Source organism: Arthrobacter sp. TmtSoilC79, from assembly GCF_059739405.1.
Genome location: NZ_AP046051.1, coordinates 1,296,402 through 1,318,600 on the forward strand (window position 1 = coordinate 1,296,402; position 22,199 = coordinate 1,318,600).

General features: G+C 63.7%; 17 protein-coding genes. 9 read left to right on the top strand and 8 right to left on the bottom strand.

The features are described 5' to 3' along the window. Nucleotides 1–79: 79 nt before the first annotated feature. A complete protein-coding gene (locus AC6JA3_RS06030; RefSeq protein WP_026539724.1) occupies nt 80–457 on the top strand; it encodes a thioredoxin family protein in 378 nt (125 codons plus the stop codon). Nucleotides 458–561: 104 nt separating this feature from the next. Here AC6JA3_RS06030 and AC6JA3_RS06035 read toward each other — a convergent pair whose 3' ends face one another. Further along, complete coding sequence (locus tag AC6JA3_RS06035; RefSeq protein ID WP_026539725.1) at nt 562–840, bottom strand: putative quinol monooxygenase; 279 nt, start codon at nt 838–840, stop codon at nt 562–564. An 83-nt stretch (nt 841–923) separates the two neighbouring features. Between AC6JA3_RS06035 and AC6JA3_RS06040 the strand changes: the two genes are divergently transcribed. Beyond that, nucleotides 924–2,600, top strand: a complete 1,677-nt coding sequence (locus tag AC6JA3_RS06040) for an AMP-binding protein (RefSeq protein ID WP_347782917.1) — start codon at nt 924–926, stop codon at nt 2,598–2,600. A 9-nt stretch (nt 2,601–2,609) separates the two neighbouring features. Here the strand turns inward: AC6JA3_RS06040 and AC6JA3_RS06045 are convergent, their stop codons facing one another. After that, nucleotides 2,610–3,581, bottom strand: a complete 972-nt coding sequence (locus AC6JA3_RS06045; RefSeq protein WP_347782919.1) for a DNA-3-methyladenine glycosylase family protein — start codon at nt 3,579–3,581, stop codon at nt 2,610–2,612. A 141-nt stretch (nt 3,582–3,722) separates the two neighbouring features. Here AC6JA3_RS06045 and AC6JA3_RS06050 point away from each other — a divergent pair, with 141 nt between their 5' ends. The 4 genes from AC6JA3_RS06050 (at nt 3,723) to AC6JA3_RS06065 (ending at nt 8,064) form a co-directional block, all read left to right on the top strand. After that, nucleotides 3,723–4,115 (top strand): VOC family protein, encoded by a 393-nt coding sequence (locus AC6JA3_RS06050; RefSeq protein WP_026539728.1) that lies wholly within the window; start codon nt 3,723–3,725, stop codon nt 4,113–4,115. A 51-nt stretch (nt 4,116–4,166) separates the two neighbouring features. Further along, a complete protein-coding gene (locus AC6JA3_RS06055; RefSeq protein WP_347782921.1) occupies nt 4,167–5,552 on the top strand; it encodes a cystathionine beta-synthase in 1,386 nt (461 codons plus the stop codon). Nucleotides 5,553–5,627: 75 nt separating this feature from the next. After that, nucleotides 5,628–6,797, top strand: coding sequence for a cystathionine gamma-synthase (locus AC6JA3_RS06060; RefSeq protein ID WP_347782922.1), 1,170 nt, complete (start codon nt 5,628–5,630; stop codon nt 6,795–6,797). A gap of 4 nt (nt 6,798–6,801) precedes the next feature. Continuing rightward, on the top strand, nt 6,802–8,064 hold the full coding sequence (locus AC6JA3_RS06065; RefSeq protein ID WP_347782924.1) for a glycosyltransferase 87 family protein: 1,263 nt from the start codon (nt 6,802–6,804) through the stop codon (nt 8,062–8,064). Between the two features lie 87 nt (nt 8,065–8,151). Here AC6JA3_RS06065 and AC6JA3_RS06070 read toward each other — a convergent pair whose 3' ends face one another. Beyond that, nucleotides 8,152–10,269 carry a phosphocholine-specific phospholipase C gene (locus AC6JA3_RS06070; protein ID WP_497920001.1) on the bottom strand — a complete coding sequence of 706 codons (2,118 nt, stop codon included), beginning with the start codon at nt 10,267–10,269 and terminating at the stop codon, nt 8,152–8,154. A gap of 186 nt (nt 10,270–10,455) precedes the next feature. On the opposite strand from AC6JA3_RS06070, the gene AC6JA3_RS06075 reads away from it, so the two are divergent. Both AC6JA3_RS06075 and AC6JA3_RS06080 read left to right on the top strand, forming a co-directional pair. Then, a complete protein-coding gene (locus AC6JA3_RS06075) occupies nt 10,456–10,989 on the top strand; it encodes a winged helix-turn-helix transcriptional regulator (RefSeq protein WP_347782927.1) in 534 nt (177 codons plus the stop codon). Continuing rightward, nucleotides 10,986–12,389, top strand: coding sequence for an MFS transporter (locus AC6JA3_RS06080; RefSeq protein WP_026546342.1), 1,404 nt, complete (start codon nt 10,986–10,988; stop codon nt 12,387–12,389). The genes AC6JA3_RS06075 and AC6JA3_RS06080 overlap by 4 nt, the downstream gene beginning before the upstream one ends. A gap of 132 nt (nt 12,390–12,521) precedes the next feature. Here the strand turns inward: AC6JA3_RS06080 and AC6JA3_RS06085 are convergent, their stop codons facing one another. Genes AC6JA3_RS06085 through AC6JA3_RS06100 form a run of 4 tightly spaced genes read right to left on the bottom strand, consistent with a single transcriptional unit; the run spans nt 12,522 to nt 18,818 of the window. After that, a complete protein-coding gene (locus AC6JA3_RS06085; protein ID WP_347782930.1) occupies nt 12,522–15,608 on the bottom strand; it encodes a glycoside hydrolase family 2 TIM barrel-domain containing protein in 3,087 nt (1,028 codons plus the stop codon). Beyond that, the gene (locus AC6JA3_RS06090) at nt 15,608–16,522 is read right to left on the bottom strand and encodes a carbohydrate ABC transporter permease (protein ID WP_026539736.1); all 915 of its coding nucleotides are present in this window, start codon (nt 16,520–16,522) and stop codon (nt 15,608–15,610) included. Before AC6JA3_RS06090 ends, AC6JA3_RS06085 begins: the two co-directional genes overlap by 1 nt. Further along, nucleotides 16,519–17,487 (bottom strand): carbohydrate ABC transporter permease, encoded by a 969-nt coding sequence (locus AC6JA3_RS06095; protein WP_026539737.1) that lies wholly within the window; start codon nt 17,485–17,487, stop codon nt 16,519–16,521. Before AC6JA3_RS06095 ends, AC6JA3_RS06090 begins: the two co-directional genes overlap by 4 nt. Continuing rightward, complete coding sequence (locus AC6JA3_RS06100; protein ID WP_347782931.1) at nt 17,484–18,818, bottom strand: ABC transporter substrate-binding protein; 1,335 nt, start codon at nt 18,816–18,818, stop codon at nt 17,484–17,486. The genes AC6JA3_RS06095 and AC6JA3_RS06100 overlap by 4 nt, the downstream gene beginning before the upstream one ends. Nucleotides 18,819–18,967: 149 nt before the next feature. On the opposite strand from AC6JA3_RS06100, the gene AC6JA3_RS06105 reads away from it, so the two are divergent. Next, nucleotides 18,968–19,579, top strand: coding sequence for a TetR/AcrR family transcriptional regulator (locus AC6JA3_RS06105; RefSeq protein WP_026539739.1), 612 nt, complete (start codon nt 18,968–18,970; stop codon nt 19,577–19,579). Between the two features lie 263 nt (nt 19,580–19,842). On the opposite strand, the gene AC6JA3_RS06110 is transcribed toward AC6JA3_RS06105, so the two are convergent. Further along, entirely contained in the window at nt 19,843–22,197 is a 2,355-nt protein-coding gene (locus tag AC6JA3_RS06110; protein WP_026539740.1) for a N,N-dimethylformamidase beta subunit family domain-containing protein, read from the bottom strand. Between the last annotated feature and the right edge of the window lie 2 nt (nt 22,198–22,199).

A 22,199-nucleotide genomic window follows, 5' to 3' on the forward strand; every position in this document is an offset into this window, starting at 1 on the left:
CTTTATTCCCGGTAACGCGGGAAGCGAACAGGTCACCCCTGCATGGGACATAGCGGGCAGGGTCGCGTACCGTGGAACCATGGCTACAGTTGACATCACTGGAGAACAGTTCGCATCGACCATCGAGGACAATGACATTGTCCTGGTGGATTTCTGGGCTGCTTGGTGCGGCCCGTGCCGCCAGTTTGCCCCCACCTACGGGGCAGCTTCGGACAAGCACGCCGACGTCGTTTTTGCGAAGGTCGACACCGAGGCCGAGCAGCAACTGGCCGCCGAAGCCGGGATCACGTCCATCCCCACGCTCATGGCTTTCCGGGAAAAGGTCCTGGTCTTCTCCCAGCCCGGTGCCCTCAACGGCCAGCAGCTTGAGCAGGTCATTGAAGCGGTGAAGGGACTGGACATGGAAGAGGTCCACGCCCACGTTGCCAAGTCGCGTGCCGAGGCCCAGGAAAACTAAGACCCAACGGCGGTTCGACACCGAATTCGCCGGAAATGCATCGAGGTCGCCGGAAAATTCCGGCGACCTCGATGCTTTAAGGCGTTCTCGCAGTTTTGCGGCGACTAGAGCCGTTCGAGCTTGACGGGCTCAGCCAGCAAAGCGCTGAGGGACTCGTTCAGGTCCTGGACGGCGATTCCCTTGGAGTGCTTCTCGAGAAGCTCCTCGGATTCCCAGCGCTCCGTGAGGACAAGCTTGTCCTCGGTAGCTTCGGTGAGCTCGTAACGGATGCAGCCGGGCTCGTTCACGACCTCGTCGATCGCGATTTCCAAAGCGAGCTTCACGCGGAAGAACTCGCCTTCGTTGGGGATGAACGTGGCCTGCAGGTCAATGGGTGCACTCATGGATCCAACCCTACCGGCAGGACACGGCCCCGCTGGAGGTGGTTACGGTTCTGTTGCGGCCCGTCCCTTGGTAGCGTTCCGTCATGTTGTCCTACACTGCCGGAGACACTGACGTCCCGTTGCTCGAAGAGACCATCGGCGCCCACTTTGAGCGCATCGCCGCACAATTTCCTTTGCGGGACGCCCTCATTGAAGCCGCAGCGACGCCTGGTGGTGACGCCCGCCGGTGGAGCTACGAAAAACTGAACGACGACGTCAACCGCCTCGCCCGGGCACTGCTCGCCACCGGCGTGGACAAAGGGGACCGGATCGGGATCTGGAGCCCGAACTGCGCCGAGTGGACCATCCTGCAATACGCGACAGCCAAGGTCGGGGCGATCCTGGTCAACGTCAATCCGGCGTACAGGAGCCACGAGCTGGAATTCGTGGTGCGGCAGAACGGCATGCGGATGCTGGTGGTTGCTCCTTCAGATAAGCACAGCGACTACGTGGGCATGGCCAGGGACGCTGCGGCGGTCTGTCCGGAACTCCGGGAGATCGTCTTCCTCCCAGGGGACCCTGAACTGGAGTTGGCAGCGGGCGAACCCGAAGCCAGCCACGAGATGAGGTACGCAGAACTCCTCACCCGGGCCGACGGCGTCGGGCCTTCCGCTGTCCAGGACCGGATGGCCGAACTTGACCCGCACGAGGCCATCAACCTGCAATACACCTCGGGCACCACGGGGTTTCCCAAGGGTGCGACGCTGACCCACCACAACATCCTCAACAACGGGCACTCGATCGGCCGGCTCCTGAAGTACACCGAACATGACCGCGTGGTGATCCCGGTACCGTTCTACCACTGCTTCGGCATGGTCATCGGAAACCTCAATGCGCTCAGTTTCGGGGCGGCCACCATCATTCCCAGCCGCGGATTCACTGCCTCGGCAGCGTTGGAAGCAGTGCAGGATTTCGGCGGAACGTCCCTCTACGGCGTGCCCACCATGTTCATCGCAGAACTGGCCCTGCCCGATTTTGCTTCCTACGACCTCTCCACGCTGCGCACCGGCGTGATGGCAGGTTCCCTGTGCCCCATCGAGGTGATGCGCCGGGTGATCGATGAGATGCACATGGTGGACGTGGCCATCTGCTACGGAATGACCGAGACTTCGCCCGTGTCCACCATGACCCGGCCGGGGGACACCCTGGAGCAGCGGACCACCACGGTGGGACGGACCATGCCGCATCTGGAGAGCAGGATCGTGGACCCGGGGACCGGGGAAACAGTGGAACGGGGCGTCATTGGGGAGCTGTGCACCCGTGGCTATGCGGTCATGAGCGGTTATTGGGGACAGCCGGAGAAAATTTCCGAAGCCATTGACGCGGAAGGATGGATGCACACAGGTGACCTCGCCCGCATGGACACGGACGGCTACCTGGTGATCGAGGGGCGCATCAAGGACATGGTGATCCGGGGCGGGGAGAACATCTACCCACGGGAGATCGAGGAATTCCTGTATCTGCACCCGGATATCCAGGATGTGCAGGTGATTGGGGTGCCTGACGCAAAGTATGGCGAGGAACTCATGGCATGCATCATCCTCAAACCCGGGGCTGCCCCGCTCACGCCCGAGGACCTGGCCGCGTACTGCCGGGGGAAACTGGCCCATTACAAGATCCCCCGCTACGTGGATGTGCGTGAGAGCTTTCCCATGACAGTCTCCGGCAAGGTCCGGAAGGTGGACATGCGTCAGGAAGCGGTATCCCGCCTGCACCTCTAAGCAACGCTTTTAGTGGCGCCGGTGATCCTGAACCGTCATCCGTGGCCCGAAGGTGGGTTTGCGGAAACCACTGAGGTACAGCATGCGGACCAGCCTCTGCCTCTGTCCCCGCCAGGGCTCCAGGAGTTCCAACATGCCCGTGTCGTCGGTCTTCCGACCCGTCAGTGCGTAGCCCACGTAAGAGGCCAAGTGGTAGTCACCCACGGAAATCGAATCCGGGCAGCCGTGTGTCCGCTGGACTACCTCGGACGCCGTCCAGATGCCGATCCCTGGAATCGTCTGCATCCCGGCGCTCGCCTGCGCCGGATCAAGGCCTGCCAGCCGTTCAAGCGCGACGGCGGACTGCAGCGCCCGCATCACCGTGGCCGAACGCTGTGGCCCAACCCCGGCCTTGTGCCACTCCCATGACGGAACTGCCAGCCACTGCCGGGCAGTGGGAGGCACCAGCAACCCCGCGGGAGCCTTGCCGGGGGCAGGGGTTCCGTACCGGTGCAGCAGGTAGCGGTATCCACGACGTGCCTCCAGCGTGGTGACCTTTTGCTCCAGAATGGTGGGCACCAGGGAGTCAACCATGCGCCCGGTGGAGGGCAGCCGCAAAGCCAGGTTCCGGCGTCGTGCTTCTGTGACCAGGCGGGGGAGCGTGGCGTGGAAAGCGGGCTCATCAAACGGAGACCAATCGTCGTGGGCGCCCAAAAGCCTGGGCACCCCCACAATGGCGTCGCCGGCCCCGGGGCCCCACGCTTGGGCGTCCACGAAGCATTCGTCGCCCAATCCGCCTGCCGACAACCTCAGCGAGACCGGCCCGGAATCCGCGGTGAACGCCATCCAGAAGCCGTTGGACTGCGCGGCGAAGGACGGGTCCCCGTTGCCCCGCATGAGCGGAAACATGGTCTGGTCCAAGCGGAAGGCGCCGCCCGGATGCCACCTGACGGCTGCGTCCGCCGCGGCCGCAACAACGGGCGGGGCGTCTGCGATGGTCATGTTTTTATGGTCCCACGTCCGGCTGACAATCTGCTGTCCGGACCCCTTACGGCAGGCATCCGCCCGGGTCTAGACTCCCTGGTGTGGCGTGGGTGGGCCGCGCCATACGCCATGAAAAACCAGGTACAAGGAGCGCGAACCATGGCCGCTATAGTGCACTTCGAGATTCCTACCGACAACACAGACCGGGCAAACACCTTCTACCAAAGTGCCTTCGGCTGGAACCTGAGCCCCATGCAGGGGATGGATTACACGATCGCCATTACGGCACCCTCCGATGAACAAACAGGTACGCCAACGGAGCCGGGGGCCATCAACGGGGCACTCTTTCCCCGGACGGACGCGCTTAAGACCCCGATCCTGACCATCGACGTTGAGGACATCGATGCAGCGCTGGCACACGTGGAATCAGCCGGCGGCACCGTGGTCCAAGCCAAGGACGCGGTGCCCACCATGGGCTGGTATGCCTACTTCAAGGACACTGAGGGCAATGTCCTGGGTGTGTGGCAGACCGACACGTCCGCAGGCACCTAGCCAACGGGGCGAAAGCAAGCCGGGCACCGGGCAGGCGGTAACTTTGTACTTATGAAGTACGCCCAGTCCGTGTTGGACCTCATCGGCAATACGCCCCTCATCAAACTCAACCACGTTACGGAGGGCATCAAAGCCACCGTCCTGGTGAAGCTCGAGTACGTCAATCCCGGCGGATCCATCAAGGACCGGATCGCCGTGAGGATGATCGAGGATGCGGAAAAGGACGGCCGGCTCCAGCCGGGCGGAACCATAGTTGAGCCGACGTCGGGAAACACTGGAGTGGGCTTGGCGCTGGTAGCCCAGCAAAAAGGCTACAAGTGCATTTTCGTGGTGCCTGACAAGGTGGGCGAGGACAAACGCGCCGTCCTGCAGGCGTACGGCGCCGAGGTCGTGGTGACGCCCACGGCAGTGGCTCCGGACAGCCCGCAAAGCTACTACGGCGTTTCAGACCGCCTGGTCAGCGAAATCCCCGGGGCTTTCAAACCTGACCAATTCTCCAACCCTGCCGCCCCCGGCAGCCACTACGAGTCCACGGGCCCGGAAATCTGGCAGGACACTGACGGCCGGGTCACGCACGTGGTCATCGGCGCCGGAACCGGCGGCACCATCACCGGCACTGGCCGCTACCTCAAGGAAGTCTCCGCCGACCGTGCGGAGTCCGACGGCGGCCCGGTCAGGATCATCGGCGCGGATCCGGAAGGTTCGGTCTATTCCGGCGGCACCGGCCGTCCCTACTTTGTGGAGGGCGTGGGCGAGGACATGTGGCCCGCCAACTACGATCCCTCCGTTGCCGATGATGTGATCGCAGTTTCCGATGCCGACTCGTTCTCCATGACCCGCCGCCTTGCCCGGGAAGAGGGCCTGTTAGTTGGCGGTTCCTCCGGCATGGCCGTCGTAGCAGCACTGCAGGCCGCCAAAGACCTGGACGAGTCCGCTCTTGTAGTGGTGATCCTGCCGGATTCCGGCCGCGGCTACCTGGCCAAGATCTTCAACGACCAGTGGATGCGCTCCTACGGCTTCCTCTCCGGCGGGGAAGAGTCCTCGGTGGGGGAGGTCCTCAAATCCAAGACGGGCGAAATGCCCGACCTCGTCCACATCCACCCCAACGAGTCCGTCCGTGACGTCATCAACATCATGAACGAGTTCGGCGTCTCCCACATCCCGGTCCTGTCGCAGGAACCGCCGGTGGTCATGGGTGAGGTCTTGGGGGCCGTGGATGAGCGCAGCCTCACCAGCAAACTGTTCCGTGGTGAAGCGAAGCTGATGGACAAGATCTCCGAACACATGGGTGCACGCCTTCCGGTAATAGGCTCCCTGGAAACCATTTCGGCAGCGCGCGAGCTGCTGTCCGACGTCGATACCGTCATGGTGACGTTCGCGGGTGCCCCGGTGGGCATCCTGACCCGCCATGACCTCCTGGCCTACCTGAGCAACTAGGCGCAACCCACGCCAAGGCGTCCGGTCCCAGCCGGCGCCGTGAACCATCCGTCCCACGAACCACGAGGAGCTTCCATGTCTGCCACCAACAACGCCGGGTTCAACACGCGCGCCGTCCACGCCGGACAGGCCTTCGAGCCCAGGACCGGTGCTGTGGTGCCTCCGCTGCACTTCAGTTCCACCTATGCCCAGGACGGGATCGGCAACCTGCGGTCCGGTTACGAGTACGGCCGCGGCGGGAACCCGACCCGCGATGCCCTGCAGGAGCAGCTGGCCGCGTTGGAAGGTGGCACGGCCGCATTCTCGTTCGGCTCCGGCCTGGCGGCCGAGGACTCATTGATCCGTGCCGTGGCGCGCCCTGGAGACCACATCGTCCTGGGCAACGACGCCTACGGGGGCACGTACCGCCTCATTAACCGGGTCCTGGGTGACTGGGGCATCGGCAACACCCCGGTGGACATGTCGGATCTCGACGCCGTCGCGGCCGCCGTTGCTGCCAACAACACCAGGATCGTCTGGGTGGAGACGCCATCCAACCCCATGATGAAGATCACCGACATTGAAGCGCTCGCCGCTGTAGCGCACGACGCCGGTGCCCTCCTGGTGGTGGACAACACCTTCGCATCCCCCTACTTGCAGACCCCGCTCGCCCTGGGTGCCGACGTGGTTGTCCACTCCACCACGAAGTACATCGGCGGCCACTCCGACGTGGTGGGCGGTGCCATTGTGGTCAAGGACGCCGGGCTCGCGGAGAAGCTCGGTTTTATCCAGTTCGCCGTGGGCGCGGTCTCGGGTCCCATGGATGCGTTTCTCACCACCCGTGGGCTGAAGACTTTGGGCGTTCGCATGGACCGCCACAGCGATAACGGCCAGGCAGTGGCCGAGTGGCTGCTGCAGCGCCCCGAGGTGGAAGCAGTGCTCTACCCGGGACTGCCTGACCACCCCGGCCACGAGCTCGCTGCCAAGCAGATGAAGAAGTTCGGCGGCATGGTCTCCGTGCAGTTCAAGGGCGGCGAGGCAGCGGCACGCACGGTGGCCGAATCAACCTCGGTATTCACGCTGGCCGAGTCCCTGGGCGGCATCGAGTCCCTGATGAACTACCCGTCGGAGATGACCCACGCCTCGGTGAAGGGCACCGAGTTGGCCGTACCCGTCAATCTCCTGCGCCTGTCCTGCGGGATCGAGGAAGCCGAGGACCTGATCGCTGACCTTGAACAGGCCTTTGCCAAGATCAGCAACGGCTGACACTGTGGCTTCTCCTTCACAAACGGTGGCTTCCACCACGCAGCGGGGCTGGATCCTCACTGTGGCCGGTGCCCTGACCCTCGCCGTGGCTGTGTGGTTCCTCTATACGGACTACGAGCCTGCGCTGAATGACTTCGAGGTCTACTTTTACGGCGGTGGCAAGGTCCTGGAAGGCGGCGACCTTTACGCGTTCCGGGAGGGGCTGCCGTTCACCTATCCGCCGTTCGCAGCGTTGCTCTTTACGGTGTTGGCGGCAATGGGCTTCTTTGGGGGCAGCATGGTGTTCATCCTTGCTGCCTTGGTGGGCGCCGCTGTGGTTGCCGCCTGGCTGGCGCGGCACTACTTCGGCGTGAAGACCTGGCGTGAGGCGTTTGCCGACTACCGCTTCCGGACCACGGCTTTGGTGGGGGCAGGTGCCATCCTGCTGTTGGGACCTTGGCGGGATACTTTTGTCTTCGGGCAGATCAATATCATCCTGATGGGCGTGATCCTGGTTGATTTCGCCCTCCACGGCAAGGTCCGCGCAGGTGAAATCCGGTGGCCCGCAGGCTTGTTGATTGGCCTGGCGGCAGGAGTGAAGCTGACTCCTTTGGCCTTTGGACTGTATTTCCTGGTGCGCCGCGACTTCAAGGCCCTGGGGTGGATGGCTGCGGGTTTCTTTGGCTCCATCGCCCTCGCCTGGGCTGTGCTGCCCCAGGCCTCCGTGGACTTCTGGACCAAGATCCTGCCCGACACCGGCCGTATTGGCGGACCGGCGTACGTTGACAACCTTTCGGTCAAGGGACTCCTGCTGCACTTTGGAATGCCGGACTCTACCCTCACCAACGTGGTGTGGATGGTCCTGTCCCTCGGGCTGGTGGTCCTTGCCGGCCTCATCATCAAGTGGGCGGTGGACGCTGAGGAGAACTTCATTGCAGTATCGGCAACCGCCATTTTGATGCTCCTGATCAGCCCTGTCTCCTGGTCCCACCACTGGGTCTGGGTTGCTGTCGCCCTGCCCAGCATGGCTTTCGCCATGCACCGGGTACCGTCACGATCGGGCCGGATGCGCACCGCCGGATGGGTGATCGTGGCGTGCTCCACGGTGGCTTTCTTCATGACGCCCAAGAACCTTGCCGTATGGGCGGGCGCTGCCGAGTGGGGCAAGGACCCGCAGACCCAATGGCAGCTCATGATTTCCAGCCTGGGTGTGGTGTGCGGAATTGCCATGCTGGTCTATTGGGCTGTGGCATATCATCCCTCGCGGACGCGAAAGCCCGTAGCCTAGCCCTGCATCCGGCCCCTGTCCGCCCGCCCCACCCGGGGCAAAATGTGCGGTTTGCGCGGCGAACAAGGGGCGGAGCAGTTGGAGCCCCTAGCCTGAGATGCCGTCCCGGCCGTCTTCCTCACGCCCGGTCAGGCGCCTCCTGAACGAGGCGTCATCGGCCGAGGTGAGCTGGAGGTCGTACCAACCCTCCACGGTGTCCCAGCCAATCTTCCTGGATTGTCCGGGCTTGAGCTTCACGGTCTGGTGGTCCTCGGCGTACTGAAGGGATTCCATCTTCACGGTCACCGGTACCGTCCCGTTGTTGCCCAGCTCCAGTTCCACGGCTTTCCTGCCGCGGCGACCGGTCACGGTGACGTCGACGCCGGACGCGGCGCCCGCCGTCGTGCCTTTCAGTTCGTACTGGTACCGGTTGGGGCCGGTGACGACGACGTCGAACGCGCCGGCGGTGACGGGGAGTTCCACCTTCTGGCTTCCAAGCACGTCCACGTGCCGGGGTTCTGTGACCTCGCCGGCGTAGCCGTACACCGTGAAGTGGGTGGAGCGGGTTCCTTGGTTGGTCAGTGTCAGGGCCAGGGCTCCGGTTTGGACGGTGGCCGAAACCCGGGGCCGGTAGGGGAGCGGGCGGGCCGGGCGGCTGCCCGTTTCCTGGACGGGGGCTACCTGCTCGGAAGGGGGATTCGGGCGCCAGCGGCTGATCTTGGCAGGCACTGCCGCTGGGTGGTCAAGGACGGGGGGAGTACCGGGGGACGTGAAGTTGAAAACGCCGGTCAGGTCACCGCAGACCTCGCGGCGCCAGGGCGAGATATTCGGTTCCGCAACGCCGGTCCAGCGTTCCAGGAAGCGGAGCACCGAGGTGTGGTCGAAGATTTCCGAACTGACGTAACCGCCAACGGTCCACGGCGAAACCACGGTCATGGGTACGCGGGGTCCCAACCCGATGGGCCGGGCGGTGGTCCAGTCCGTGGACTCGCCCGACGCCGGTCGCGGCTGGACGGGAGGCGGGACGTGGTCAAAGTAGCCGTCGTTTTCGTCGAAGTTCAGGAAAATTGCCGTGCTGTCCCAGGTGTCCGGGTTGTTGGCCACGATGTCCAGCAGGCGGTACACAAAGTTTGCGCTGCCCACAGGAGTGGAAGCGCCCGGGTGCTCGGAATCGGCTGCCGAGGGCACCAGCCAGCTGACCTGAGGCAACGTTCCATCGGAAATGTCCGTGCCGAGGCGTTCCAGAAGGGTGTTGGGACGGCCACGCCACATGGCTTTGTCGAACAGTGCGCGCTCGGCATCCGTGAGGGCGGCGCGGCCCTTCTCCAATTGCGCGAGGAGCCGGTCCTGCTCGGCGGGTGTTTTGTCCTGGAGCCGGTCATAGAACTCCTCGGTGGTGCGAAGGTTTCCGTCCACTTGGGCAAGCATCTTTCGGCCGATTGCCTTGAAGGTCTGGAAGTACTCGACCGCGTTGTCCGTGAAATTGTCCCAATCCTGGTAAATCTTCCACCCGACCCCTTGCTGCTCAAGGCGTTCAGGGTAAGTGGTCCAGTCATAGCCACCGTGGTCGTAGCCGTAGGCCGCATTGGTGACGGCTCGTTTGGAGCTGCCTGGCTCAGTGCCCGTGGTGCCGCTCCAGAGGAAGTTGCGGTTGGGGTTGGTGGAGCCGTTGACGGAGCAGTGGTAGGCATCGCAGATGGTGAAGGTGTCGGCGAGCTCGTATTGCAGTGGAATGTCCTGGCGTTCGTAGAACGTCATGGTGGAAGCGCTCTTGGCTGGAACCCACTGATCGCACCAGCCGTTGTTCCACGCCGTCGTGGTTCCGTTGAAGGAGTGGTCCAGATCGCCCAGGTACTGGATGTCCGTACCGGGCCTGCCGGCGAGTTCGGCGGCCTTCCGCAGGGAAAAGGGCAGCACGTCCCCGCCGGTGGCACGTGGCTGTTCGAACATGGACTTGCCGCTGCGCAGGCGGGTGACGGCGTGGTCCCCATAGCCCCGCACGCCACGCAACGAGCCGAAGTAGTGATCAAAGGAGCGGTTCTCCTGCATCAGGATGATGACGTGCTTGATGGACTGGAGGCTCCCCGGCGGGGTTGGTTTGGCCATGGCAGCCTGGACCGATGGCGGCAGGAGGGAACCGGTGGCTGCGAGCGCCGTCGCTGCAGCTGCGGTGCCGAGGAAGCTGCGGCGGGACAGTCCGGACGCATCGGTTGAACGATTAACCATTTCAGGGTTGTTCGAGGACATTCAGGGGTGCCTTTCGTGGTCAGAGGTGACCGGGCCAGCCTAATCAGCGCTGGTGAACCCGAGGTGAAAGCGGAGCAAACCGGCGGGGTGTGTCGCGTACGTCACATTCGGGGAGGGGCTCTGGATACCTTGGCTTTCTTGAGAGAAGTCAGCTACTTTGGCCTCATGCCTCTTCGTTCTGACTGGTCAGCACGCCCGTGCAGCCTGGCCCGTGGCCTCGATGTCCTTGGCGACCCCTGGGGAAGCCTGGTCCTGCGTGAGGTCTTCTTGGGCAACGGCCGGTACGAGGCCATCAAGCAACAGCTGGAGGTTGCGGACAACGTCCTGAGCAAGAGGCTCGGCTGGCTTGTCGAGTCAGGCCTGCTGGCCCAGCACCCTTATCATGACGGCACCCGCACCCGGCAGGAATATGTCCTCACGCCCAAGGGCGAGGACGCCCTGCCCGTCCTGAACGCCATTATCATCTGGGCCGGGAAGAATCTGGACGCACCACATGATGGGCCGCACATGAAGGTCATCCACACAGACTGCGGGGAGGCAACAACGTCAGCTGACACGTGCACCCACTGTGGTGTCCACCTGACTGCAGCCAACACCAGCTGGCACAGCTTCAAGCGCAGCAACCATCCCTTGCCACTGGCCGTGGCACCACAAGAAAACCACACGAGCGATTCCCCTGAAACGGAGATCCCCGCATGACAGCTCCCGACGTCACCGGGGCACCGCCGGAAAAGAAGGCATCCACCAGCAAGCGCCGTCGGCTCCACCCGGCCTGGTTCGTGGCCGCAGTGGCATTCCTCGCTTTGGTGGGAGCTGCGGGTTTCCGTGCAGCGCCGGGCGTGCTGATGGTCCCGCTGCAGGAGGAATTCGGCTGGTCCACCACGGTGTTGTCGCTGGCGGTCAGCATCAATCTGGTCCTCTTCGGGCTGACGGCACCTTTCGCTGCAGCGCTGATGGAGCGCTTCGGCATCCGCCGGGTCACCTCGTTGGCGCTGTGCCTCATCGGCCTGGGCTCGGCGCTCACGGTGTTCGTGAACCAGTCCTGGCAGATCCTGCTCACCTGGGGGTTGCTGATCGGCCTCGGCACAGGCTCCATGGCACTGGTGTTCGCGGCCACCATCGCCAACACGTGGTTCGCCAAGAGCAGGGGACTGGTGATCGGTATCCTGACCGCAGGCAGTGCCGCCGGGCAGCTGGTGTTCCTGCCCTTCATCGCTGCGCTGGCCCAGAACCCGGGCTGGCGGGGAGCCTCACTGCTCATCGCCGCCGGTGCGCTCGCCGTGGTCCCGCTGGTGCTGCGGTGGCTGCGTAACTCACCCGCCGACGTCGGGGTCCTGCCGTACGGGGCGGAGGAACCCGGTTTGAGCAAAGCCGGGGGCAACCACGGCGACGCCGGATCCACCCCGGCGCCAGCTGGCACGCCGGCCGCTGTGGCTGCGTCGCCGGTACCGGTCCCGCCGAAGGACTCCGCCAATGCCGCCGTCCGGGCCCTGCAAGTCCTGAAGCGGGCCAGCAAGGTGCGCACTTTCTGGGCTCTGGCTGCCGGGTTCGCTATCTGCGGAGCAACCACCAACGGACTGATCGGCACGCACTTCATCCCTTCGGCGCACGATCACGGCATGCCCGAGACCACTGCTGCCGGTTTGTTGGCCGTCGTCGGGATTTTCGACATCGTGGGGACCATCGCCTCAGGGTGGCTGACCGATCGCTTCAATCCCAAGATCCTGCTGGCCGTGTACTACCAGTTCCGCGGGATCGGGCTGCTGGTGTTGCCGCTGCTCCTGGGCTCCTCTGTTGAGCCGAGCATGATCATCTTCGTGGTGGTTTATGGGCTCGACTGGGTGGCCACTGTGCCTCCCACCGCTGCGATCTGCCGCTCGGTGTTCGGCGCGGACGGCTCGGTTGTTTTTGGTTGGGTGTTCGCCGCCCACCAACTCGGTGCAGCCGTGGCCGCCTTGATGGCCGGCTTCATCAGGGATGCCACCGGGCACTACAACTACGCCTGGATGGGAGCAGCTGCCATGTGCACCGTGGCCGCGGTCATCAGTGCCACCATCCGGAAGGACGCCGTGAAGAAGGAACCCGCCGCGGTTGCCTGACCTGCCTGGATCCTCGGTTGCCTGACCCGCCGCGGTTGCCTGACTTGCCCGGTGCCCGAATGCCGTTGTGAGGCCCGCTCTGCGCGCTATTCGCTCGATAAACCATGCAGAGCGGGCCTCACAACAGGGGTTTTAGCCGGTCGCGGTGATACGGAACGTCAAGGTCCGCGCTTCCGGACGCAACGCGTAGTCCGGCCACACATCCGGCCCGCAAGCCCTGGACCCAAGGCCGTGCTGGGCAGCATCCAGGTAGAGGTAGCTGTGGTGGCTTCCCGGCAACTCGTGCGGGTGATCCGCCGCTGAGACTTCCTGCGCAGTGTGCCGGGTGAGCGTAAAACCGGGCAAGCGGCCGCGGGAGTCCGGGACGGCGTCGAGTTTCAGCCACGGGGAACCTGCCTGCTGCAGGTCAAGCGACCGGACAGCACTGCGGTGTCCCGATTCCTGCGGTTTGGCGTAAGGCACCGTGAGCTCGTCAATGCCCGCTGAGTACCGTCCCACCAGGGTGGCGTGCATGCTGTCGGGGTACGATTCCCGAGGTCCCGTGCCGAACCAGGATGCCCCGTCAACGGATGCAGGAAGCTCAAAACGGAGCCCCACGCGAGGCCAAATGATGTCCCAGCCAGTGCTGGGGACGATGTCCACGCGCAGGAACAGTTCCCCGCCGGAGAGCTGCCAGTTTTCCTCGACCGTGACCCATTGGGAAGCATCGGCGGCGGCGTAGCGGGTCTGGACCACCACCTCGGATCCGCCGGCTGAAACCTTCTCCACCCTTGCCGTGAGCCGGTCCAGGCCGGCAGCACGCCAGACGGTTTCCATGGATGGGGCAGCAGTGCCGTTTCCGTTGTTGAGCCACGGATCGGCGTGGTCGTAGCTCCCGCGACCGGCGCCGGCGTCGTTGTCCGTAGGGGCACGCCACAGTTCCAGCCGTGGTCCGGACACGGGCAGCCCTGCGAGGGAGGCCAGCCGGCCCGCCTCGAAGACGGCCGGGCCCAAGGAAAGGGTCCCTTCCACGTCCACGTCCGCACGCGCCGCGGATGTCCCGGGACGCGGAACCCTCAATGCTGCAGGGGCTTCGGTCATCTCCAGCTGCGCCGCCGAGACGACGTGCCCGGCCTCAGCCCAGCCTGTGTCCTTGCGGAGGACAGCCTCCACAGTCAGCCAGTACTCACCCGCTTCCACGGCAGCGAAATCCGGGAGCTCAATCCGTGCAGTGCTGCCGGGGGCAAGCTGGCCGCCTTCCTGTGTGAGGACGTCCAGTTCGCCGGAATCAAGCCGGACACCATCCAGCTCAGTGCGCCAACGCAGGACTACGTCCGATGCATCTGCCGTATGCCGCAGGTTGGCGACGGAGACGAAACGGCGGGTACCGGCGTCGGACGCTTCCGTGGAGAAGCCCAACCGCAGGGGAGCGACGATCTGTTTGTATTCATGGAGGCCAGGGCTGGGCGCCGAATCGGAGAGGACCATGCCGTCCATGACGAAGTTGCCGTCGTGGACAACCTCGCCGAAGTCCCCGCCGTAGGCGAAGAATTCAGTGCCACCGGCCGTGGTGGTGCGGATGCCGTGATCACGCCATTCCCACACGAACCCGCCATGAAGCCGCGGGAAGCGGTCCACCAGGTCCTCGTACTGGTCGATCGCACCCGGACCGTTTCCCATGGCATGGACGTACTCGCACAGGATGAACGGTTTGGTACGCTGCCGGGCGGACTCCGCCGCGGAACACCCGAGCAGGAGTGATCGGGAGTCATCCCGGCCGATCGCCTCAGTTTCCGGAACCGAAGAGTACATCCGCGAGTAAACGTCCGTGTACGCACCGGTGTAGTCACCTTCGTAGTGGACGGGCCTGCCGGTGTCCCGGGCATGGGCCCACGCGGACATCGCTGCCAGGTTGGCGCCGGTCCCGGACTCGTTGCCCAAGGACCACATGATGATTGAGGGGTGGTTCTTGTCCCGCTCCACCGTGCGTTCCATCCGGTCCACGTACGCCTCACGCCACGCCGGATCGTCGCTGGGATTGCCCACCCAGCCATGCCGTTCAAAGCCGTGCGTCTCCAGGTCGCATTCGAGGATCACCCAGAATCCCATCTCGTCGGCGATGTCCAGCAAGCGCGGGTGCGGTGGGTAGTGGCTGGTGCGGATCGCATTGACATTGAACTGCTTCATCAGGGCGAGGTCGGCACGGGCAAAGTCTTCGTCAAACACGCGGCCGCGGTCGGGATGGGTTTCATGGCGGTTCACACCGTGGAACACCACACGCCGTCCATTTACCAGGAACCGGTCACCCTTGATCTCCACTGTGCGGAAGCCGAGCCGAAGCGAGATGGTCTCACCCTCGCTGTGCACGGTTGCGTTATAGAGGCGCGGAACCTCGGCGGACCAAGGTTCGACGGCGGTGATCGCCACCGGGGCGACGTCGGCCGGGGAGTTCCAGACGACGTCGACGTCCAGTTCCGGAACGGACAGCCGGACCGGGTAGGCGGCCTCGTCCGCAGTGATCTCCGGGTCGATGACCCCGGCACCCGCGGTGTAGGAGGTCCGGAGCCAGACGTCGTCGATGCCCTTGTTGGGGCGGACCTGGAGTGTGACGTCGCGGAAGATGCCGGGCATCCACCACTGGTCCTGGTCCTCAACGTAGCTCGATGCCGACCATTGGTGGACGCGGACCGCAATCACGTTATGCCCGGTGCGAAGGGCCCCGGTCACATCGAATTCCTGGGCCAGCCTGCTGCCGGTGCCTACACCGACTTCGATGCCGTTGAGCCACACCTTGTAACGGGATTCGACGCCGTCAAAACGCAGCACCGTCTTCTGGGCGTTGTTCCAGCCTTCCGGCACTTCGAACGAGCGGCGGTAGTCACCAGTCGGGTTCTCATCCGGGACGTGCGGGGCATTGGTGGGGAAGGGGAACTGCACGTTTGTGTAGATCGGGCGCCCGTAAGCACCCTCGCCCTCCAGGACCCAGTGCGCGGGAACCGGGATCCGGTCCCAGCCGGAGTCGTCCAGGGTTTCCTTGCCGATTCCTTCGACGGCCTCGCCCGGGGGAAGGACGCCACGCCCGCCTGCTGTGCCGGGAGCCCCGGGGAGAAGCCGGAACCGCCACTGGCCGTTGAGGGACAGGGTGGGGGCGTCAGTGTGCAGCCAGGAGCGGGCCGGGATCCTGTTCCCGGTACCCGGACCGGTATCGGTGATGTAGTGGACCTCGGGTGACGGGATCATTACTTGACGGCTCCTTCTGTCAGCCCACCGCGCCAGAAGCGCTGCAGGACGATCATGGCGATGCTGAGGGGAATGATGGAGAGCAGCACTCCGCCGGTGGTCAGTTCATAGAATTCAGGCAAACGGTCAACCTGGCTCAGCCAGTTGTTCAGTCCGAGCGTGATGGGGTAGAGCTCCGAGTCGGACAACATGACCAGGGGAAGGAAATAGTTGTTCCAAATGCCCACCAACTGGAACAGGAAAACGGTGACCAAGGCGGGGGTCAGTACCTTGAGCCCGATGGTGTGGAAAATCCGGAGTTCTCCGGCGCCGTCAATCCTGGCCGCCTCGATCAGCGAAGTATCCACGGTGGCCTGGGCATAGATCCTGCACAGGAACAGGCCGAAGGGGGAGACCAGCGAGGGCAGCAAGACACTCCAGTAGGTGTTCGCCAGGCCCATCTGGCTGAACAGCAGGAAGAGCGGCAAGGCAGTGGCCGTGCCGGGCACCAGCACGCCGCCCAGGATGGTGCCGAAGACCAGGTTCCGTCCCCGGAACTGGTACTTGGCCAGCGCGTAGCCACCAGCGGCAGCAAAATAGGTGGCCAGGAGTGCTCCGACGCCTGCGTAGATCGCGGAGTTCAGGAACCAGCGGCCAAAAATGCCGTTGTCGTAGCTGACCACGCGGCCTATGTTCTCCCACAAGGAGAACGTCGGGGCGAACCAGAAACCGTTGGTGGAGAAGAGATCGGCCGTGGACTTCGTGGAGGCCACGAAGACCCAGTACACGGGAATGAGGAAGTACAAGGCCACCACCACCAGAAGTGAAGTGACAATGATGGTCGATGACCGGCGTCGTCCGGCGGAGCGGTCAGGGCCTGCGGAAGGTTTGCTGCGGACGGCGGTGGAGGTGGGCTTCGTGGCGGTGGCGGTCATGAGGACTTCCTGTTCGTCAGTGCGAGGAAGGCGAAGGACAGGGCAAAGGCGGCCACGGCGATGATGACCGACTGGGCTGCGGCGACGTTGTAGTCGTTGTAGGCAAAGGCCGTGGTGTAAGCACTGAGGTTTGGCGTGTACTGGCTGTCGATGGCCGGAGCCACAGTCTTGAGTACCTGTGCCTCCGCGAAGAGCTGCAGGGTTCCGATGATGGAGAACACTGTGGTGAGCATGAGCGCGGGACGAATGAGGGGCAGCTGGATGCTGCGCGCCACGCGCCAGGTGGAAGCACCGTCCACCTTGGCTGCCTCATAGAGTTCCACCGGAATGGCCTTCAGCTGCGCCACGATGATCAGCATGTTGTAGCCCGTGTAGCTCCACGTGACGATGTTGGCGATGGACCACAGCACACTGTTCGCACCGAGGAAATCGGGAGTCAGGCCCACCACTTTGGCGGCATCGAAAAGAGGACTGAGGCCGGGGACATACAGGAAGGACCACAGGATGGTCGCGATGACACCGGGGACGCCGTAAGGCAGGAAGTAGGCGGCACGGAAGAACCCAGGCCATTTTGCCGAGGCCGACTCGAGCATGAGGGCCAACGCGGTGCACAGGACGATCATGACCGGCACCTGGACAACTCCGAACAGGAGCATCCTGCCAATTGAGGCAACGAAGCTGCCGTCAGCCAGGGCCTGGGCATAGTTGCTGAAACCGGCAAACTCACTGCTCACGCCTGCTTCGCCGAAGAGCCCGCTGCGGGTCACTTTGGTGAAACTGGACATAATGGCCACCACGATGGGCAGCAGGAACGTGAGGACGAAGAGGGCCAGGAATGGTGCCAGCAGCACCCAGGGAGCCCGGGCGGCGGCGCCGTTCCGCTTGCCGGCCTGTTTGATCTGTTTGCCTGAGCGGTTTGCGGTGGCGGGACGCTGCACGGTAGGTGAAGTGCGGGTGGTCGTCATGCCGTTTCCTTCCGGATGGTAAGGCCCTTGTTCTTGAAAACGCTGATGATCTGCTGCTCCGAAGCGGCAACGGAATCCACCAATGACGTCCCAAACGCCTTCTTGCGGAAACCGTCGCTCAGGATGTTGAAGGACTGCTGGGTAACCGGCCACCAGGACCAGTCCGGGTTCTGCTGCTTGGTGGCAGGGACGAATACTTCCTCGTTGTAGCGTTGGCCACCGAAGAACGCCGAGGGCTGTTGGCGATCGGTACCGATGAAGTCGGGGTTGGGGGACCAACCAATGCCGCTGTTCTTGATCTGGGCGTCGATGCCTTCCTTGGACGTGGTCAGCCACACCGCGAACTCAAGTGCTTCCTTGGGGTGCTTGCTGTTGGCCAGGACCGCCGCCGTGGAACCGCCGAGGTAACTTGAGCCGAAGCCCGTATCGCCCCACGTGGGCATCGGGGCGGCCCGCCACTTTCCTTCGGCACCACTGACTCCCTGGACCAGGGCATCGCCCCAGCTGCCGGTGATGGTAGAGGCAATGCCACCCTTGGCCGCGGCCGCGAACCACCCCGGTGAGAAGGCGCCGTACGCGGTAGTGACGAGGTCGGCGTCGATCGCTTTATCGAAGAAGCGCGCCGTGTTGAGCGTCGCCTCATCGGTCATGTTAATGACCCACCCGTCCTCCTCCGGGCGCAGCCACTGCGCGCCGGCCTGTCCGGCGAAGGAAGCAAACGGGGAGGCGTCACTGATGGGAAAGCAGTCCAGGTAGCTGTCCACGGAACGAAGTTCAGCGGCCAACGCGGCCCACTCGTCCCAGGTTTTCGGGTTGCTGCCGCCTACCTTGTCCAGGATTGCCGGCTGGTAGAACATGCCCATGGGGCCGGCGTCCTGGGGGATGCCATAGACGCCTCCGGTGTAGCTGACCTGCTTCCACAAGGTGGGGTCGTAGAGGTGGGCATGTTCGTTGGCGCCGTAGCGGGAGATATCCACCAGGCCATTGACCAGAATGAACTCGGGGATGGACCGGAATTCGACCTGCGCAAGATCAGGCCCACCCCCTGCTGCCAGGGCAGAGTAAAGCTTCTGGTATCCGCCGGAGTTGCCGCCGGGGATCCACACCACATCCACCTGGATGTTCGAATGCGCAGCGTTCCAGACGTCGGCGACCTTTTGGAAATCCTTGAGCCAGGCCCAGTAGGTGAGCCGGACGGGCTCTCCTGCTGCGGGGATAGTGGGCGCGGCGTTGACGGACTGCGTTCCAGGAGTTGCGCATCCGGCCAGCAGGCCCATGGCTGCTGTGCCCAGGCCTGCGCCCAGGAGTTGTCTTCGCGTGAATGGGGTCATGAGCCTTCACCTCTTCGTGTCAGGTTGACGATGACGCAGGCCTGGATCCGAGGGTCCCGCCGCGGCAAGTGTGACCACGGTAACAGAAAATTCGAGTAGCTACTCGAATTTCATTTTCGACCCGTAACACGCATGTACACTGGCTAGCCATGACCACAAAGGACGTGGGCCGCGCAGCGCGGCGGGGCCCCTACGCAAAATCCGAAGAACGGCGCCGCACCATCCTGGACGCTGCCCACGAGGTGTTTGCTGCCCACGGGTACCGTGGCGGATCGTTGCAGGATGTCGCTGACAAGGTGGGTCTGAGCCAAACCAGCCTGCTGCACTATTTCCCGTCAAAACGCGATCTGCTGATGGCAGTCCTTGAGCGCCGCGATGAAATCACCGGCGACGCTTTCCCCGACGACATGGAAGAGGGCCTGGTTGACTCGGTCATCCGAACGGCGCTCTTCAACGAAAACATTCCGGGCGTGGTGGAGCTCTACATCGTCCTCTGCGCGGAGTCCGTCACCGATTCCCACCCCGGGCGGGTGTACTTCACCGAACGGTTCGACCGCCTGCGCAAGAGTTACGCGCTGCGCTTTGCCGAACTCGCCGCCCAGGGCAGGCTCCGTCCCGGAGTTGATCCTGATGAAGCTGCCATGTCCCTGGTTGCACTCTGGGACGGGCTCCAGACCCAGTGGTTGCTGGCCCCTGACGAGGTAGACGTGGCGAAGGGCTTGCGCGGCTACTTCAACCTGGTGGTCCTCCCCGAACCCTGACCCAACCCAGCTGTGAGTCTTGACAGTGGCTGGTCTGGGACAGGCTGGCAGGATGTGCGGAGGCCGTTCTGCCCATCTGATGTGACTCACACACAACTGACCCGCACGGTGGACTTAAACAGATTTGCCGGGTCTCTTCAGCTCAGACGGGGAAAGCTGGCTGACTATTCGCGCCTGAGGGCGGCGCATTCGAAGAAGGAGCCGCCCTCAGGCGTCGCGTTGCTGTCCTGTTAGGGCAGTAGAGATTCTCTCTGGTGGACGGGTTAGCTGCCGGTTCCCTGAAGCGTTTTTGTTTCGTTGAGTTCTACATCAAGTGGCTGAGCACGACGGAACCGCCTCAGAACATTCCCTGTCATCCTGGCTACGTTGTTGTCGTAGTTGTTGTGGGAGAGGGACGCCGTGTAGGCGATGGACCCGACAGAGAAAAATCCGCCGCCCCCTTCCAAGGAGCAATAGACGATGTCTGACCTAACGCCTGGTTGTTCGGTCGCGCCGATTCCGGGAATGGATTCGTACACTTCCTCTGCGGCCAGGAGGTACGCGTCCGACAGTGGGCCTGATGTTGCGAGGACCAGTGTTCCGGGGGGCGATCCAAGGCCGGGCTGGTAGCAGTCGACTTCGGCGCCGGCGGCGCCGCCTCCCATGATCCCGAACTCGCCGATGCGCTCGTCTGCGCCGATTCCGTCGAAGATGAATGCTGCCGATGGGTTGTGGCTGTCTTCAAGTCGTTCGTAGTAAGTGCAGCGGTCAAAGCCCTGCGCAGCGAAACCCACCCCGGCGAGCTTCTGCGGAGGAAGGCCTTTGTTCCTCCAGATGCCGGCGAGTTCCCCGGACGTGGCGTGGCGTTTGTCCCCATAAGGTGACTGGTGGGGGCGGGTGCCACCGTCGGAGCGTCGGAGTTCCATCAGGTATGGCTTGTCAGGGTCGAAGGAGACGGTGGCATAGAACCCGTTGCCTCCCAGGTACATCAGCCTTCCGCCGTTGGAGGTGAATTCCTCCAGGGCGGTGAGTTCGTTGCGTGTGACGTACTCTGGGTGGCTGCCGGTGATGACTACCCGGTAGTCGCTGAGAAGGCTGTAACCTTCGCGGTCGAGGTCTTCATCGGTGATGGCGTCGTAGTGGCAGTTCTCGGTTTCGAGCCAGTGAACGATGCACAGGTCTGCGGGCAGTCCCCATACGCCTTCGGCTTGGAACCAGGCCCGGTGTTTGGGTTGGAGGGTGAGGATGGGTTTGCGGACGCTTCCGAAGACAACTCCCGTGCCGTCGTTGTGGATTTCATAGCAGGAGCGGCCGAACTCGGGATGGTCCTGGAGGGTGAGGTCTTCGCGGTCCAGTATGGGCGTGCGGCTCACAATGATCTCGGCGCCGTCGGCTTCGAAGGCAATGCGGTCGTTGGCGTACGCGAGGTATGTTGCTGTGGAGAACAGCACGGCGACGTCGTTCTTCTTTTCGCCTGCCCGGACGAAGAAGGGAAGGTACTGTTCTGCGCCTTCGGCGGTGAGTTTGGCTGCGTATACGCCGCTTGGCAGGTTATGGGGAACGTCGAGTGTGAATGCTGTGGGCCAGCCAGCGTCGGTGATGTCGTCGTCGTGGAAGTGGATTGCGTCGTATTCATCGGGGGCAAGCCGGAAGTCGTCCACCAGTCCCGTGAAGGAGTGTCCTGCGACGGCCCGGGTTGGCGCGTTGTGACATGTTCCGTGGAGCTGGTTTGGTGATTCGTCGATTACATCCCACAGGAGCAGTCCGTCGTCACGGCGGCTGCGTCCAAAGTGCCAGTCCGCAAGGGTCTCGGTTCGGGTGGGCGTGCGTCGTTGGATGGAGACGTCGCCGATCTTGCCGTTGAAGCCGTTGGCTGCAAGCCATCGTTCGCCGTCTCGACGCGCTCCGGCGCCGATCCGGAACGGGGCTTTGGGTGCGGTGGCTGCGGGGGTGGCGTCTGCGACCTTGTCGTCGGCCGCCAGAGGCAGTGCTTGGTCGGTGTACCGGTTCATGATGTTGGACAACGGTGCCTGGGTCAGGCGGATCTGCCCAGCTGCGGTGTCCACCTCGACGCGGAGGCTGTACCAGTGGTGCCCTTCCAAGGGGTTCTCAAGAGCCACTGACTTCACGGCTCCCTGTTCGCTCCAGAGGAAGGTGGGCCGGCCGGCGTCCAGAACAAGTGCGTAGCCATTGGAAGATTCTTCATCCCAGTTGCCCAGGATGACCTGCCGGTCGCTGCCTCCTCCGAATGAGTTCTGAGTGACGTGGTAGGCGCCGTAATTGCCCGAGCGCGAGCTCAGGGGCAAGGTGGGGTACACCTTGGCTTTGATGACCAATCCGTTCAGGTCTGTCACCAGCGAGGACGGGTCCGCCACCTCGACATAGGATCCGGGCTGGCACGCGTATTGCGTGCCCTGTTTTTCACCATCGAATTCTGATGCCACCGGCGTCTCCAGGAAGCCAGGCCCGGCTTCCCCGGTGAACCCGTGCCGTAGACGGACAAGTGAGGCTTGGTACGCGGAGGGTCCCTCGCAGCTGACGTGGAAGGAAATGCTTTCACCCGGGCGGGCGGCGAAGCGGTCGGTGTACCCGAAGATTTTCGGTTCGACGCGGATCTCGGTTGTGGCTCCGGCAGTCATGA